This window comes from Micromonospora sp. RP3T, assembly GCF_003027925.1.
In the GTDB taxonomy this organism is placed as follows: Bacteria; Actinomycetota; Actinomycetes; order Mycobacteriales; family Micromonosporaceae; genus Micromonospora.
In genome coordinates this window covers 62,692-77,179 of sequence record NZ_PYPS01000002.1, presented here as the reverse complement: position 1 = coordinate 77,179, position 14,488 = coordinate 62,692, and the positions used below count along the sequence as shown (strand labels likewise).

Annotated in this window: 10 protein-coding genes; 2 read left to right on the top strand and 8 right to left on the bottom strand. The window is 73.4% G+C overall.

Annotated elements, in window-relative coordinates; translation table 11 throughout:
• The first annotated feature begins 364 nt into the window (after positions 1-364).
• Positions 365-3,289 carry an AAA family ATPase gene (locus C8054_RS02295; protein WP_107155008.1) on the top strand — a complete coding sequence of 975 codons (2,925 nt, stop codon included), beginning with the start codon at positions 365-367 and terminating at the stop codon, positions 3,287-3,289.
• Here C8054_RS02295 and C8054_RS02290 read toward each other — a convergent pair.
• The 4 genes from C8054_RS02290 to C8054_RS31910 all read right to left on the bottom strand — a co-directional run bounded on the left by C8054_RS02290 (position 3,276) and on the right by C8054_RS31910 (position 7,581).
• On the bottom strand, positions 3,276-3,962 hold the full coding sequence (locus tag C8054_RS02290) for a flavin reductase family protein (RefSeq protein ID WP_107155007.1): 687 nt from the start codon (positions 3,960-3,962) through the stop codon (positions 3,276-3,278). The genes C8054_RS02295 and C8054_RS02290 overlap by 14 nt on opposite strands.
• Positions 3,959-6,079 (bottom strand): tetratricopeptide repeat protein, encoded by a 2,121-nt coding sequence (locus C8054_RS02285; protein WP_107155006.1) that lies wholly within the window; start codon positions 6,077-6,079, stop codon positions 3,959-3,961. Before C8054_RS02285 ends, C8054_RS02290 begins: the two co-directional genes overlap by 4 nt.
• A gap of 73 nt (positions 6,080-6,152) precedes the next feature.
• Positions 6,153-7,343, bottom strand: a complete 1,191-nt coding sequence (locus C8054_RS02280; RefSeq protein WP_107155005.1) for a hypothetical protein — start codon at positions 7,341-7,343, stop codon at positions 6,153-6,155.
• 70 nt (positions 7,344-7,413) lie between these two features.
• On the bottom strand, positions 7,414-7,581 hold the full coding sequence (locus C8054_RS31910) for a hypothetical protein (RefSeq protein WP_158273780.1): 168 nt from the start codon (positions 7,579-7,581) through the stop codon (positions 7,414-7,416).
• A 93-nt stretch (positions 7,582-7,674) separates the two neighbouring features.
• Between C8054_RS31910 and C8054_RS02275 the strand changes: the two genes are divergently transcribed.
• Positions 7,675-8,274, top strand: a complete 600-nt coding sequence (locus C8054_RS02275) for a flavoprotein (RefSeq protein ID WP_233219447.1) — start codon at positions 7,675-7,677, stop codon at positions 8,272-8,274.
• Positions 8,275-8,332: 58 nt separating this feature from the next.
• On the opposite strand, the gene adhE is transcribed toward C8054_RS02275, so the two are convergent.
• The 4 genes from adhE to C8054_RS02255 form a co-directional block, all read right to left on the bottom strand.
• A complete protein-coding gene (adhE, locus tag C8054_RS02270; protein ID WP_233219446.1) occupies positions 8,333-11,017 on the bottom strand; it encodes a bifunctional acetaldehyde-CoA/alcohol dehydrogenase in 2,685 nt (894 codons plus the stop codon).
• Between the two features lie 290 nt (positions 11,018-11,307).
• Complete coding sequence (locus C8054_RS02265) at positions 11,308-12,540, bottom strand: glycoside hydrolase family protein (RefSeq protein ID WP_199199488.1); 1,233 nt, start codon at positions 12,538-12,540, stop codon at positions 11,308-11,310.
• A gap of 158 nt (positions 12,541-12,698) precedes the next feature.
• Complete coding sequence (locus tag C8054_RS02260) at positions 12,699-13,301, bottom strand: response regulator transcription factor (RefSeq protein WP_107155003.1); 603 nt, start codon at positions 13,299-13,301, stop codon at positions 12,699-12,701.
• Positions 13,298-14,452: a sensor histidine kinase gene (locus tag C8054_RS02255; RefSeq protein WP_107155218.1), complete on the bottom strand. Its 1,155-nt coding sequence runs from the start codon at positions 14,450-14,452 to the stop codon at positions 13,298-13,300. Before C8054_RS02255 ends, C8054_RS02260 begins: the two co-directional genes overlap by 4 nt.
• Positions 14,453-14,488 lie beyond the last annotated feature (36 nt).

The window sequence follows — 14,488 nt, the reverse complement described above, 5'->3', positions numbered from 1 at the left end:
GCGAATCGCTCTGTTCGCCGCCATACAGCGACACTCCTTTCAAAAGCACCGGCACAGGCCATTCATCGTGCAATCCCCATTGTTCGATGATCCATCATCGCGCCACGACAGCCCGTCCGCGAAAACCACCAAAGCGGATCATAAGCGGGAATTTACGTGACCCAGCGCACTCTCTCGACCACGGCCGGTGTATCAACCGGAAGATCCAAAAGAAAATACAAGACTGTAAATTCGTTGCGATCCTTTTTAAGCTGACCGTTCCCGGAACCGCCGGTCCCGATTCCTACGACGCCGGTCGGATACGTGTCACGACGCTTCGAGGGTGACCAGGCGTTCCGTTCTTGTTCCGAGACAGGGAGGTGCCATGCTCGGCGGGAGTCATTGTTCACTGCCCGTCCTGGTCGGCCGCGACCACCAGCGCAACCTGCTGCACGCGGCGGTGGACCGGGCCCGGCAGGGGCACGGCGGTTGCGTCTTCCTGGTCGGCGAGGACGGCACGGGCAAGACCCGGCTGGTCCTGGAGGCCGTCCGTCGGGCCTGGCGGTCCGGCATGTCGGTGCTGCCGGGGCGGGCGGGCAGCACGGGACCCGTGGTGCCGCTGCGCCCCCTCACCGAGGCCCTGGCGCACCTGTCCCGCAGCGAACCCATCCTGGAGCATCCCCGGCTGCGCCCCTACCGGTCCGCCCTGGGCGGGCTGCTCCCCGAGTACCGCTCCCCCGACGCCGCTCCGGTGCCGACCTCGCCGGTGCTCCTCGGCGAGGCGGTGCTGCGGCTGCTGTCGGTCGCGGGCGCCGAGCGCGGCTGCCTGTTGGCGCTCGAGGACCTGCACGACACCGACCGCAGGACGCTGACGGTGGTGGAATACCTCGCCGACAACCTCGTCGACCAGGGCACCCTGTTGCTCGCGACCGTGCGGCAGGGCCCGGGACCGGCATGGGACCTGACCCAGTCGCTCGGCCGGCGGTGCGGCGGCGCGGTCCTGCCGCTGGACCCGCTGGACCCGCCGGCGGTCCGCCTGCTCGCGGCGTCCCGGCTGCGGCTGCTCCCCCACCAGGTGCCGGAGGCGGTCGTGACCCGGCTCTGCCGGGACAGCGCCGGCAACCCGTTCCTCGCCACCGAGCTGCTGCAGGCCATGCGGGACAGCGGCGCCGTCGTCGTGCACCCGGGCGGTTGCCGGCTGGTCGACGAGGTCCCCACCGCCGTGCCGTCGAGCGTCCGGCACACCGTCGCCGGCCAGGCGACCCGGCTCGGCCCCGCCGGCCGCCGCCTGCTCACCGCCGCGGCCGTGATCGGCGAACGGTTCCCCATCTCGGTGCTCGGCCAGGCCCTGCGGCTGGACCAGGACGATCTGCTCCGGCACGTACGCGCGGCGGTCACCGCCGGGCTGGTCGTGCCCGGCCCCGACGGCCACGACTGGTACGCCTTCCGCAACCCGACCACCGCCCTGGCGCTGCTCGACCTGCTCACCCCGGCCGACCGGGCCGTGCTGGCGCAGCGGGCGACCGAGGCGGTGCACGAGCTGCACCCGGAGCTGACCGGGGGATGGTGCGCGTTCGCCGCCCGCCTCGCCGGCCGGGGCGGCGATCCGGCGCGGGCGGCCCGGCTGCTGACCCTCGCCGGCCGCCGGTCGCTCGCCACCGGCCGGCTGCACCCGGCTGTCGAGACCCTGGAGCAGGCGTGGCAACTCGCCGAGACCGCCCCGGACGCCCCGCTGCGCGCCGAGGTGCTGCACGAGCTGCTCTGCGCGCTGGTGGAGACGGGCGACGCCGAACGCGGGCTGCGGCTCCTCGACAGCCTCGACGACCTCTGCCACCCGGGCGTCCCGGCCGAACGGCTGGCCGGCGTGCACGTGCAGCTCGCCCGGCTGGCCGGCCTCGCCGGGCGGTGGGCCGACGCGGTCGTCCAACTGGAGACGGCCCGGGCGGTGCTCGGTCCGGACGCCCCCGCACCGCAGACCGCCCACCTCGACGCGGTCGCGGCCCACCTCGCGGTCGGCGTGCCCGACCAGGCGGTCCGGCTCGCCGAGCGGGCGGTGGACGAGGCCGAGCACGCCGGGCTGCCGGCGGTGGCCTGTCTCGCCTGGCAGGTTCGTGGCCAGCTGGCCCGCCGGCGGGACACCGACGAGGCGCAGACCTGCTTCTTCCGGATCCGGCAGCTGGCCGACCGCCACCACCTGCCGCTGTGGCGGGCCCGGGCCACGCTGCTGCTCGCCGAGCACCAGTGGTTGCTGACCGGCGACGCCGACGCCCTGCGCCACAGCGTGGAACGGAACGGACGGCTCGGCTCCCCCGCGCTGCGCCACACCGGGCACGCCCTGCTCGCCTGGCACCACGCCCTGCGGGGCCGGTACGACGAGGCGGAGCGCCTCGTCGCCGCGAGCGTGGCGGAGGCGGAGCGGGTGGGGTTGCGCGACGTGCTGGTCCGGTCGTCGCTGGTGCGCGCGATCTGCGCCGGGCACCGGGGCCGGCGGCCGGAGCTGGACGAGGCGCTTGTCGACCTGCGGCGTCACGGGGACAGCGGCTCGCCGTACCTGGCGCTGGCGCACGGGATGGCGTACGCGGTCTGCGCGCTGCTGGAGGAGGACCCGGACCGGGCGCGCGACGAGCTGGCCCGCGCGGCCCGGTACGACGCGGAACGGCCCGCGCCCTATCCGCTGGCCGGCGCGCACGGGCTGGGGTTGCTGCTGGACGTGTTGGGCGGTGAGGCGAGCTGGTGTCGCGGGCGCGCGACGAGCGGCGGCGACGCGGGTCGCCTGCACTGGAACCGGCAGTTCGGGTCGCTCGCCGAGGCCGTGCTGCTGGGCCGGCAGGGTCGGCGCGAGGAGGCCGCGGCGGCGGTGGCGGCGGTGCGACGGGACGCGCACGCCCACCCGATCGCCGTCCACCTCGGCCTGCGCCTCGTCGCCGGGGCGGCCCGGACGGACCGCTGGGGAGACCCGGTCGCGTGGCTGCGCCAGGCCGAGGAGCACTTCCGCCAGGCCGGCCTCGGGGCGCCCGCTCGGGCCTGCCGGGCCGAGCTGCGCCGGTGCGGCGTGGTGGTGCCGCACCGCCGCGACACCAGCCGGGTGCCACCGCCGCTGCGCCTCAAGGGGGTGACCGAGCGGGAGTACGAGGTCCTCGAACTCATGGCGGACTGGTCCGACAACCGCAGCATCGCCAACGAGCTCTTCATCTCTCCGCGCACGGTGGAGAAGCACGTGGCGAGCCTGATCGCCAAGACCGAGCAGACGAACCGGGCGGCGCTCAACCGGTACGCCGCCCGGTTCCGCGAGCGGGTCAATCCGGACTGACCGCCCGGTACCCGCCGCCGAAGAAGACGGCCGGCTCCCCGCCCGCGCGGCTCTCGCACCAGTACGGAGCCCCCAGCACCAGCGCGTGGTCGGCGACCCCGATCACCTGGGTCACGGTGCAGACCGCGACCGCGAGCGCGCCGTCGAGCAGCGGCAACCCGTCCCGGTCGCGGTACGGCACCCCGGCGAACCGGTCCGGCACGCGGCCGGCGAACTGGTCGGCCAGGTGGCACTGCCGCCGGCTCAGCAGGTTCACCGCGAACCCGCCCCCGGCGGTGAGCGCGGCCAGCGTGCGGCTCGCCCGTCCGAGCGAGACGAGCAGCAGGGGTGGGCCCAGCGACACGGAGGTGAAGGCGTTGACCGTGCAGCCGACCGGCCGCCCGTCGGCGTGACTGGTGACCACTGCGACACCGGTGGCCCAGTTGCGCATGAACTCGCGCAGCAGCGGGCCGCTGACGCCGCCGGGCCGGGCCGGGTCGCCGGCCCGGTTGCCGGCGGGCGCGGGCGGCTCGGCGGCCGGGCCACCGGCGGGCGCGGGCGGGGCCGCGTCGCCCACCGTGGACCGGTCGGCGGCCCCGACGGGCGGGGAGCGGTCGGCGGCCCCGACGGGCGGGTGGGACGCGTCGGGCGGCCCGACCGCTGTCGAGTCCCTGATCGAGGCCGTGGTGGTCATCGCGCGCCGGCCAGGTCCAGCCGCTCGGCCGCGCCGGCCGTCTCGTCGGCCCGGGCGGCCTCGGTGTCCCCGAGCTCCGCGTGACACCGGGCCCGCTGGCTCAGCAGCTCGCCCCGGTCGGCCCCGGGCAGGTCCAACGCGCGGCTGTAGTCGGCCACCGCGTCGACCCAACGGCCCGACGCCTGGTGGACGAAGCCCCGGTTGTACCACAGGTCCGGGTTGTCGGGCTCGACCGCCAGCGCCGCGGTCAGGTCCGCGACCGCGGTGGCGTGGTCCCCGCCGTCGAAGGCGAGGGCGGCCCGGCTGGCCAGCGCGGCAACCAGTTCCGGGTCGGCCCGCAGCGCCGCGTCGAAGTGCCGACGCGCCTGCGCCCGGTCGCCGTCGGCCAGCGCGAGCACGCCGCGCAGCTGCCGCAGGCGGGGCTCGTCGGGGTGCCGCAGCAGTCCTTCGTCCAGGTGTGGGCGGGCGTCGTCGAGCAGTCCGTCGTCGAGCAGCAGGCTGACCAGGTTGACCCGGGCGTCCACCTGGTCCGGCTCCAGCTCGACGACGTAACCGAAGTCGGCCACCGCGCCGGCCAGGTCGCCCAGCTCGGTCCGGATGTCCGCCCGGTTGTAGTACAGCTCGTAGAACGGCGGCGACAGGCTGATCGCGGTGTCGCAGTCGGCGACGGCGCCGGTCAGGTCGCCCAGCCGCCGCCGCACGTCGGCCCGGTCGAAGTAGTAGTCGGCGTAGTTCGGATCCAGCTCGATCACCTTGGTCAGGTCGGCCAGCGCCTCGTCCAGCCGGCCGAGCGCGAGGTACGCCTTGCCCCGGTTGTGCACCAGCACCGAGCGGTGCAGCCGGTGCTTGTCGCCGGGCAGCTCCTGGTCGAGCCGGCGCAGCCCTTCGTCGACCAGCCGCAGGGCCGCCGGCAGCCGACCCAACCGCATCTCGATCAGCGCCAGACCGTTGTTCTGGAACACCGAGTGGAAGGCCCGCTTCTCCAGGTCGGGCAGGAGCGAGGCGATCGCGATGGAGTTGTTGATGTAGCCCCGGGCCAGGTGGTGGTCCCGCAGCTCGTCGGGGTGGAACCGGGTGTAGAGCATCGCCAGCGCGTACCCGGTGGACATCTGCAGCTCCGGGTCGGCGTACCGGCTGCGCAGGTCCAGGTAGGTCGGTTCCGCCTCCACGGTGCGCCCGAGCACCACCATCGCCGAGCTGGCCCGGGTGCTCAACAGCCAGAACCGTTGCATCTGGGTCTCCGGGTCCACGATCGCCCGGCCGCGGGTCCCGTAGTCGATCACCGCGTGGTAGTAGCCCATCGCGCCGCAGTGCCGGGCCGCCTCGTAGAGCGCGTCCGCGCCGGCGCCGGCCGGATCACTGCCGCGCTCCAGGTGCCACGGGATCGCGCCCAGCTCCAGGCTCCACTCGCCGCGCTCGCGCAGCCGCGCCGCGCGCGCGTCGTGCAGCCGTACCCGGCGGTCCGCGTCCGTCTGCTCGTACGCGGCCAGCTCCGCCGGGTCGGTGGAGGTGCCGTCCGCGTCGACGTACGCCTGCGCCAGCTCCTCCCGGTCGCGGCCGGCGGCGGCACCCGGCCGGGGCAGGTCCGGCAGCCGGGTCGCGTACCGCTCGAGCGCGGCGGACAACTCGGGCTCCAGGGAGCCGCCGTCGGTGCCGATGGTCACCCGCACCCGGTCCGGCCGGACCCGCCGCAGGAAGATGGCGAGGAACTCCTGGTCCGTCGGGTCCGCCTGGTCCACCCGGTCGAACGCCACCCGCAGCGGCAGCCGCCCGGAGGCGGCGGCGTGGCCGGCGACGAACTCGGTCGCCCCGTGCGCCAGCCGCCGGGTCCGGTTGGCCGGGTAGATCCGGGTCCGCTCCTCGGGTACGGCGAGGGAGGTGAGGGTCTCGGGCGCGGCGTCGATCGCGCCCCGCAGCTCCGGCGCGGCGGAGAGGATCTCGGTCAGGTGCCGGCGGACCAGGTCGGGCCGGCGCTCGTACGTCTCCGGCACGATCAGCCGCAGCAGGCTGCCCAGCCCGGTGTACGGACCACGCAGGCCCCGATGCGCGTCGACCGCGAGATCGGCCCGCTCGCCGTCGGCCGGCGACGGCCCAACCCGCCATTGGTGTGCAGTCATGCCTTGCTCCTCGGTTGGGATGGTCCGGCGGCTCGGTGGCCGTCGTGGACGGTCGTGGTGGGCGGGCGGGCGGTCAGCCGGCCGGAGCCGGGCTCGGGCGCTTCGCCCGCCGGCGTTGGATCCGCCCGGCCAGCAGCGGCAGCAGCACCAGCTCGAACGCGACCAACAGGAGGGAGCCGACCGAGTCCCAGAAGCCGGGCCCGGTGGGCGAGCCGTTGACGAGGGCGCTGACCACCCGGGTGCCGAACTCCCAGATCAGCGGCGCGGTCCAGAGCGCGACGGTGACCAGCAGCACCCCGACGCCGGCGCAGGTGACAAGCGCGAACCAGGGGGCGAGCCGCCGGTCCCGCGGCGACCAGTCGCCCTCGGTCCAGTCGGCCCGACGCACCCAGGGCAACCAGCCGAACCGGTCGCGCAGGTACGCCCGACTCACCTCGTCCAGGTTGGTGCAGCCCAGGGCCGTGGTGGCGACGTAGTACATGTCGGTGCGCAGGAAGACGTAGAACTGCCAGGACATCCGCAGCAACACGGTGTACGCCACCGCGAGCGCGAGCCGGCCCGGCCAGGACAGACCGTCGGACAGGTCGGCCCAGGCGGCGAGCACGAGCGCGCCGAAGAGCACCGCGTCGGCCAGCAGGCCGGCCGTCATCGGCAGGTAGCGCCGCCGCGCCGGCACGGTGAGCAGCGCGTCCAGCTCGGTCTCGACCACCACGTAGTAGAGCCGGCGGCCGATCCGCATCCGGGTGGGCAGGCCGAGCCGGCGGGCCGCGAGCAGGTGGTAGAACTCGTGCCAGAGGATGGCCGGCGACTGGCAGAGGGCCAGGCCCAGCTGCACGGCGAGCAGGGAGGGCACGAAGAACACGTGGTCGGCCTGGGGGCGCAGCTCCGGTCGGTTCACCATGGCGACGACGGCGGCGCCCGTCACCAGCAGGTAGACGACCCAGGCCAGCGGGGAGAAGGCGAGCCGGCCGAGCCGGTGGAAACGCACCTTCGGCGGCGTGGCCAGCGGTTCGCCCTCGGCCCGGAGGAACCTCAGCTCGCGCATCGCGTCCACGAAGTCGGCCATGTCGACGCTCTCGCCGTAGGTGCGCCGGTACCACTGCTCGGCCTCGTCGACCGGCATGCCCCCGGCCAGTCGGCGCAGCAGCGCGACGCCGTCCTCGGGCAGCACGGCGAAGGAGGCGGCGTCGACGCGGCCGACCGTGATGCCGTCCCGCTCCGGCACGTAGGTGAGCGGGTGGAACTCCAAGCGGGTGGGTGACATCGGCCCTCCATCGCGGTGACGGCCGGTGACGGCCGCCCCGGCGCCGCAGGCGTCGGGGCGGCCGGACCGGTCAGCAGCAGTCCGTGCAGTACAGCGGCGCAGACGTGGTGAGCTTGATGGAACCGGTCTTGCGGATCGTGATCTTCTTCATGACGTTCACCTCCTCGGACGGGCGTCGGGGTGGCTGGCCGGCCGGGGCCTGGGGAAGAACCTGCCACCCGGCCGGTCCGGGCGGCATGGGGAACGGCCCCCAAACTCCCGGCGGGCGGGGGCGCGAAGACGGGGCCGCGCCCCCATGTCCGAGACCGGGTCGTCACGCCACGCTGGCGCCATGCGAGATGACGCACTGTCGGTGATCGTCAGCGGCTCGAGCGCCGCGATGGCGACCTCGGGGTACCTGTCCTGGCTCCGCCAGGAGATCGACCTGCCGCTGCGGGTGCTGCTCACGGCGAGCGCCGAACGTTTCGTGCCGCCCCAGGTGGCCGCCTGGTACGCCGACGAGGTCTGGACCAGCGCCGATCCGGCGCTGAATCCGACCGAGTTCGCGAAGCGGTCCCTCGGCCTGGTGGTGCTGCCGGCGACGGCCAACATGCTCGCCGCGACGGCCCTCGGCCTGGCCGGCACGCCGGCGCAGACGGCGTTGCTGGCCAGCGACCGCCCGTCGCTCTTCTTCCCCAGCATGAACCGCTCCATGTGGGTCAAGCGGGTCACCCAGCGACACGTCGAGGCGTTGCGCGACGAGGGCCACACGGTGGTGGAGCCGCAGGAACGCGTGATCTTCGAGCTGTGGCAGCGGGAGAACGCGGTCGGCATCGCCATGCCGCCGCCGGACACCGTCGCCGAGCTGATCGTGAGCTGGCTGGAGACCACGCTCGCCGCCGAGGGCGAGGAAGCCACCGGGGCCGAGCAGACCGCCGACCCCGTCGCCTGAGCCGGCCCGGCGACGGCGGCCGTTGGCCCCCGGCCCTGTCACCGGGCCGTTGAGCACGTCACTTGCCGTGGTACGCGGCCCGCATGAGTGCCTGCATGTCGTCGAGCATCGGCATCCGCGGGTTGGCCGGGGCGCACTGGTCCTCGAAGGCGTTGAGCGCCTGCTGCGGCAGCGCCGCCAGGAAGGCGTCCTCGTCGATGCCGACGGCCTGGAAGGACGGCTCGATGCCGACGGCATCGCGCAGCCGCTCCACCGCGGCGGCGTACGACTCGACGCCCTCGGCCGGGGTGGCTGCCGGCAGGCCCAGCATCCGGGCGATGTCCTGGAACCGCTCCGGCGCCCGGTAGTGCTCGTACTTGGGCCACCCGGTCAGCTTGGCCGGAGTCGTGCCGTTGTAGCGGATGACGTGCGGCATGAGGATCGCGTTGGTGCGTCCGTGCGCCACATGGAAGGTGGCGCCCAGGGTGTGTGACATGGCGTGCACGATGCCGAGGAAGGCGCTGCCGAAGGCCATGCCGGCGATGGTTCCCGCGTTGTGCATCTTCTCTCGGGCCTCGGTGTCGGCCGCGCCGTCGCGCACCGCCCGCTCCAGATAGGTGAAGATCAGCTTGACGGCCTGCAACGCGAGCCCGTCGGTGAAGTCGTTGGCGTAGACGGAGACGTACGACTCGGTGGCGTGCGTCAGCGCGTCGAAGCCGCTGTCCGCGGTGATGGTGGGCGGCAGGTCGGCGGCGAGCACCGGATCGACGATGGCCACGCTCGGCGTCAGGGCGTAGTCGGCGAGGGGGAACTTCTTGCCGGTGGCGGTGTCGGTGATGACGGCGAACGGCGTCACCTCGGCGCCCGTGCCTGAGGTCGTGGGAATGCAGACCAGTCGGGCCCGCTCCCCCAGCGTCGGGAACTTGAACGCCCGTTTGCGGATGTCGAAGAACTTCTCCCGCATGTCGGCGAAGACCACCTCCGGGTGCTCGTACCGCAGCCACATCACCTTCGCGGCGTCCATGGCCGACCCGCCGCCCAACCCGATGATCGTGTCGGGCCGGAAGGACCGCATCAGCTCGGCGCCGCGGTCCACCGTGCCGACGCTCGGCTCCGGTTCGACGTCGTCGATGATCTGCAGGGCCACCCGGTCGGGCCGCCGCTGGAGGACGGTGATCAGCCGGTCGACGTACCCCAGTCGGGTCATGGTGTGGTCGGTGACCACTGTGACGCGATGTACGTCAGGCATGTCGGCCAGGTAGCGGACCGCGTTCGGCTCGAAGTAGATCTTCGGCGGGACCTTGAACCACTGCAGGTTGTTGGTCCGGCGACCGATCCGTTTGATGTTGAGCAGGTCGACCGCCGAGACGTTGTTCGACACCGAGTTGTGTCCGTAGCTGCCGCAGCCCAGGGTCAACGACGGCAGGAACGCGTTGTACATGTCGCCGATGCCGCCCTGCGACGCGGGAGCGTTCCAGATGACGCGCACCGCCTTGACCCGCCGGCCGTACTCCTCCACGAGTCGTTCGTCCTCCGTGTGGATGACCGCGCTGTGGCCGAGGCCGTTCAGCTCGACCATCTGCTCGGCGTACCGGATGCCGTCGTCGGTGGACTCGGCGCGCAGCACCGCCAGGACCGGGCAGAGCTTCTCCCGGGTGAGCGGTTCGGTCGGACCGACGTGGTCCACCTCGACCAGGATCACCGACGTGTCGGCCGGCACCGTCACGCCGGCGTGCGCGGCGATCCACGCCGCGCTCTGGCCGACGACCTGAGGGTTGAGCCGTCCACCGGCGCAGTCGGCGCCTGCGGCGGGCGTACCGCCACCGAAGATCAGCTCCTCGATCCGGCGTTTCTCGTCGGGGGTGGCCACGTGGGCGTGCAGCCGTTCGAGCTCGGCCAGCACCACCGGATAGACCTCGGCATCGACGATCACGGCCTGCTCGGAGGCGCAGACCATGCCGTTGTCGAACGACTTCGACAACACGATGTCGTGCGCCGCCCGACGCAGGTCCGCGCCGCGGTGGACGTACGCCGGCACGTTGCCGGCCCCCACGCCGAGAGCCGGCTTCCCGGACGAGTACGCCGCCCGCACCATGCCGTTGCCCCCGGTGGCCAGGATCGTCGACACCCCGGGATGCCGCATGAGCGCGCCGGTGGCCTCGACGGAGGGCTCCTCGATCCACTGGATGCAGTGCTCGGGCGCGCCCGCGGCGACGGCGGCGTCCCGGACCACCCGGGCCGCCTCGGCGCTGCACCGCTGGGCGGCCGGATGGAAGGCGAAGATCATCGGGTTGCGTGTCTTGAGGCCGAGCAGCGCCTTGAAGATGGTCGTGGAGGTGGGATTGGTGACCGGGGTGACGGCGCAGACCACGCCGACCGGCTCCGCGATCTCGACGATGCCGTTGATCTCGTCCCGGGAGATGACCCCTACCGTCTTCAGGCCCGCCATGTGATTGGTGACGTGCTCACACGCGAAGACGTTCTTGACCGCCTTGTCCTCGAAGACGCCGCGGCCGGTCTCGGCCACCGCCATCCGGGCCAGCTCCGCGTGCCGGCCCAGCGCGGCCACCGAGGCCTTGGCCACGATCCGGTCGATGTGTTCCTGATCGAAGGCGGCGTAGTCGGCCAGGGCCCGGAGCCCGTTGTCGACCAGGGTCCCGATCGTCGTCCCGGCCTCGACGGTCGTTACGGGCGTGCCGGCCATCCCGCTGCGCGGCGTCGAGTCCAGGGCCGGCCGGTGGCTCATCGCGGTCGTGGCGGTCATCCGGATCACTCCGATCGTCGGTGCCGGTCGCGTCGACCGGCCACACCCTGATCGTCGCCGTCGCGCCCCGGTCCGCGCCGGTGGCAAGCGGCCCGAACCGCCCGGGCCTTACGCCCCTGATCGACGCGCTACGCGAGGACATGAGGCGGCACCACGGCTGGGCGTTGGTCGACAGCCGCACCGGCGGCAGCGACGTCGGTGTCGGATCACGCCAGCCGGCGATCGCCGGGCCCGGTCCCGCGCTTGGCGGGAGGGAGAAGACGACTCCCGCACCCTCCCGCCCCCGCGACTCACGACCCGCGGTACGCGTCCCCGGCCGGGGTCAGGACGCCGTCCTCGCGATACAGCCCGAGTGCCGCCGCCTCCCCCGACGCGGGCAGCGCGAACAACGCGTAGCGCTCCACGTACGGGGCCGCCCGCAGCCGGGCGGTGGCCTCGCGGACGAACTCGGTCAACTGCCCGGCGCTCGGGTAGCGCGGATGACCGGTGAAGTTGGTCAGGCTGAACTCGGTCACCCACACGGGCAGTCCGTAGCGCTCGTGCACCGCCCGCACGTAGTCCATCAGGTGCTGCGGGGCGGCGGGGCCGAAGTCCGAGCCGTACCAGTGCAGGGCGATGAAGTCCACCCGCAGGCCGCGCTGACGTGCCCCGCTCAGGAAGCGGTCCAGCCATCCGCCGGGGACGTCGCCGCCGAAGGCGACGGCGGGGCTGCCCAGGCGCATGCCGGTCCGTTCGAGCCGCGGCCACAACGTCAGCGCCTGCTCGACACTCATGTTCGCCTGCTGCGGCAGGTCGGGCTCGTTGAAACCGAGCAGCGTGGTGCCCGAACGCCGCGCACTGTCGAGTTCGCCGTCGTTGACCGCGCCGGCTCCCCAGATCATCGGTACGAACTCCGCCTGCGCCGGGACGTCGTCCGGGTTCGCGGACCAGTCGTAGTACCAGCCGGCCCCCACCGCGTGGACGCCGTCGGCGACCCCGGGGAAGGCCCACGTGCTCACGCCCTTCTTCCCCGCCCCGCCCGCCGGACGCGGTGCGCCCGGCACGCTCCACCGCTGGGTCGGGCTGCCGGTGCAGGTCCACAACCGCAGGTGCGTGCCGTCGGCGTCGCCGGGGGCGTCGAGGCACTTGCCGGAGCCGGTGTTGACCAGTTGCCCGTCGGTGAACCGCCACTGTTGCGCGCCGGTGCCGTTGCAGTCGAACAACTGGATGCGCGTGCCGTCCGCCCGGCCGCCGCCGGCCACGTCGAGGCACTTCCCCAGCGCCCGCACCGGTCCCGAACCGTCGTGCAACCAGTCCTGGGCGACCGTGCCGTTGCAGTCCGCGACCTGGATCGGCGTGCCGTTGGCGGTCTGCGTCCACGCCACGTCGACGCATCTGCCGCCGGCGCCGACGATGGTCGGGTGGGAACTGGCCCGCGCGGTGGGCACCACCGCCAGACCCGCGACGAGCACGGCCCCGACCGCACCGAGGACCACCACGGCGCGCACCGCCCGGTGCGCGCCGCACCGCTGCCACATCTGCATTCGACCCCTCCACCACTCGCCGGACCCGCCCTACGACAGGCGGGACTGCGCCTACCACGGTCGGGGACGGCCTTCGGTTCACCGATCACGCGATCCGATCGGACCGCGACGCCGACAGGTGACCATGCCCAACGCCCCGAGCGGTCGCCGGACGGTCGCTACAGCCAGTCGTGTTCGCGGGCGTACCGGGCCGCGTCGTGGCGGGTCCGGGTCTGGGTCTTGCGCATGGCGTTGGAGAGGTAGTTGCGCACGGTGCCCGGGGCGAGGTGCAGTCGGGTGGCGATGTCGGCGACCGAGTAGCCCTCCCCGGTGACCCGCAGCACGTCGATCTCACGGTCGGTCAGCGGGCAGTCCTCGGTGACGGCGAGCGCGGACACGTCCGGGTCGATCCAGCGTCTGCCCGCGTGCAGGGTGGCGATGACCGAGGTGATGTGGGCCGGCTCGGCGGACTTGCTGACGAAGCCCTGCACGCCGAGCCGTAACGCCTTGCGCAGCACGCCGGGCCGGGCGTGCCGGGTCAGCATGAGGATCACCTGATCGGGCCGTACGCGGCGGATCTCCGCGACCGCCTCCAGGCCGTCCACGCCCGGCATCTCCAGGTCGATGACCAGCACGTCGGGCCGGTGTCGCAGGGTCGCGGCGATCGCCGTCCCGCCGTCGGTGGCCTCGGCGAGCACGGTGATGTCGCCCTCCATCGGCAGCAGCGTGGCCAGGGCGGTACGCAGCAGCACCTCGTCGTCGGCGAGCACGATGCTCGTCATCGGCCGTCCTCCCTCGCCACCGTGCGGGCCGCGTCGGCGCGGGCGGGTGCGAAGACCGCAGCCGTCCGGAACCGCCCGTCGCGCTGTTCCACGGACAACTCGCCGCCGTCGTCCACGACCCGTTGCCGCAACGCCGCCAGGCCGCGCAGCTCGGGAAGCCCGGTGGCGGTGACGCCGTCGTTGACGATCGTGATACCGGTCTCGACGAGCGTGATCTGCACCTGGGCGGCCTGCGCGTGGCGCAGGATGTTGGTGGTGGTCTCCCGCAGCACCTGGCCGAGCAGTTCGCTGACGCGGGTGTCGACCTCGGCCTCCCGGGTCACCCGGACCCGGATGCCGGCGGCCTCGAACAGGTTCTTCGCGTTCTCGATCTCCGCGGTGAGGTTGAGCCGCCGCTGGGCGTACGCGAGTTCCTTGGTCTGCGCGATGGTGTCGCTGACCAGCGCGTACGTCTCCCGCAGCTCGTTGGCCACCCGTGCGGTGTCGCGGTCCAGCAGCCGCTGCGCCAGGGCGATCTTGAGCTTGACCACGTGCAGGGTGTGGCCCTGGATGTCGTGCAGGTCGCCGGCGAACCGGGCCCGTTCCCGGACCACGGCCAGCTCCGCCTCGCGTTCCCGGGTCTGTTCGAGCTCCCGGATGAGGTCGTAGAACCGCTCCCCCACCACCGTCAGGACCGTCACGACGACGGTGAGGACGGTCGGCACGAGGACGTAGCGCACCAGGACGTCGCCCGGGTCGTCCCGCTGCACCAGCAGCCGCATCGCGCCGACCACGGCGACGAAGGAGAACAGCCCGGCCATCACCAGGGCGCGGCGCCGCCGCACCTGGCGCAGCGCGAGCGAACCCACGGCGCAGATCCCCCAGTACGCGTTGGGACTGCCGCTCACCAGCACGCCCAGTGGCCATACCGGTGCCGCGACGACCGCGCAGGGCAGCGCGAACCGGTCGAGGTCGCCGGCCGTCCACCGCTCGAAGGCCACCAGGGCCGCCACCGCCCCGGGCGCCAGGACGGCGACGTGCCACCAGGTACGCGCGTCGGTGTAGACCAGCACCACGGCGGCGAACACCACCGGCGGCAGTGAGGCGGCGAGGTTGAGCCGGCGCAGCCTCTTCTGCGTCGAAGCGGTGAAGCGGGGCGTCGGTGCGGTCACCACCCCAGTATCCGACGATCATCGGCCGCGACCAGT

Coding starts and splice junctions, on each gene's coding strand:
- C8054_RS02295 (WP_107155008.1), top strand. CDS start 365: ATGCTCGGCGGGAGTCATTGTTCACTGCCCGTCCTGGTCGGCCGCGAC.
- C8054_RS02290 (WP_107155007.1), bottom strand. CDS start 3,962: ATGACCACCACGGCCTCGATCAGGGACTCGACAGCGGTCGGGCCGCCC.
- C8054_RS02285 (WP_107155006.1), bottom strand. CDS start 6,079: ATGACTGCACACCAATGGCGGGTTGGGCCGTCGCCGGCCGACGGCGAG.
- C8054_RS02280 (WP_107155005.1), bottom strand. CDS start 7,343: ATGTCACCCACCCGCTTGGAGTTCCACCCGCTCACCTACGTGCCGGAG.
- C8054_RS31910 (WP_158273780.1), bottom strand. CDS start 7,581: ATGCCGCCCGGACCGGCCGGGTGGCAGGTTCTTCCCCAGGCCCCGGCC.
- C8054_RS02275 (WP_233219447.1), top strand. CDS start 7,675: ATGCGAGATGACGCACTGTCGGTGATCGTCAGCGGCTCGAGCGCCGCG.
- adhE (WP_233219446.1), bottom strand. CDS start 11,017: ATGACCGCCACGACCGCGATGAGCCACCGGCCGGCCCTGGACTCGACG.
- C8054_RS02265 (WP_199199488.1), bottom strand. CDS start 12,540: ATGCAGATGTGGCAGCGGTGCGGCGCGCACCGGGCGGTGCGCGCCGTG.
- C8054_RS02260 (WP_107155003.1), bottom strand. CDS start 13,301: ATGACGAGCATCGTGCTCGCCGACGACGAGGTGCTGCTGCGTACCGCC.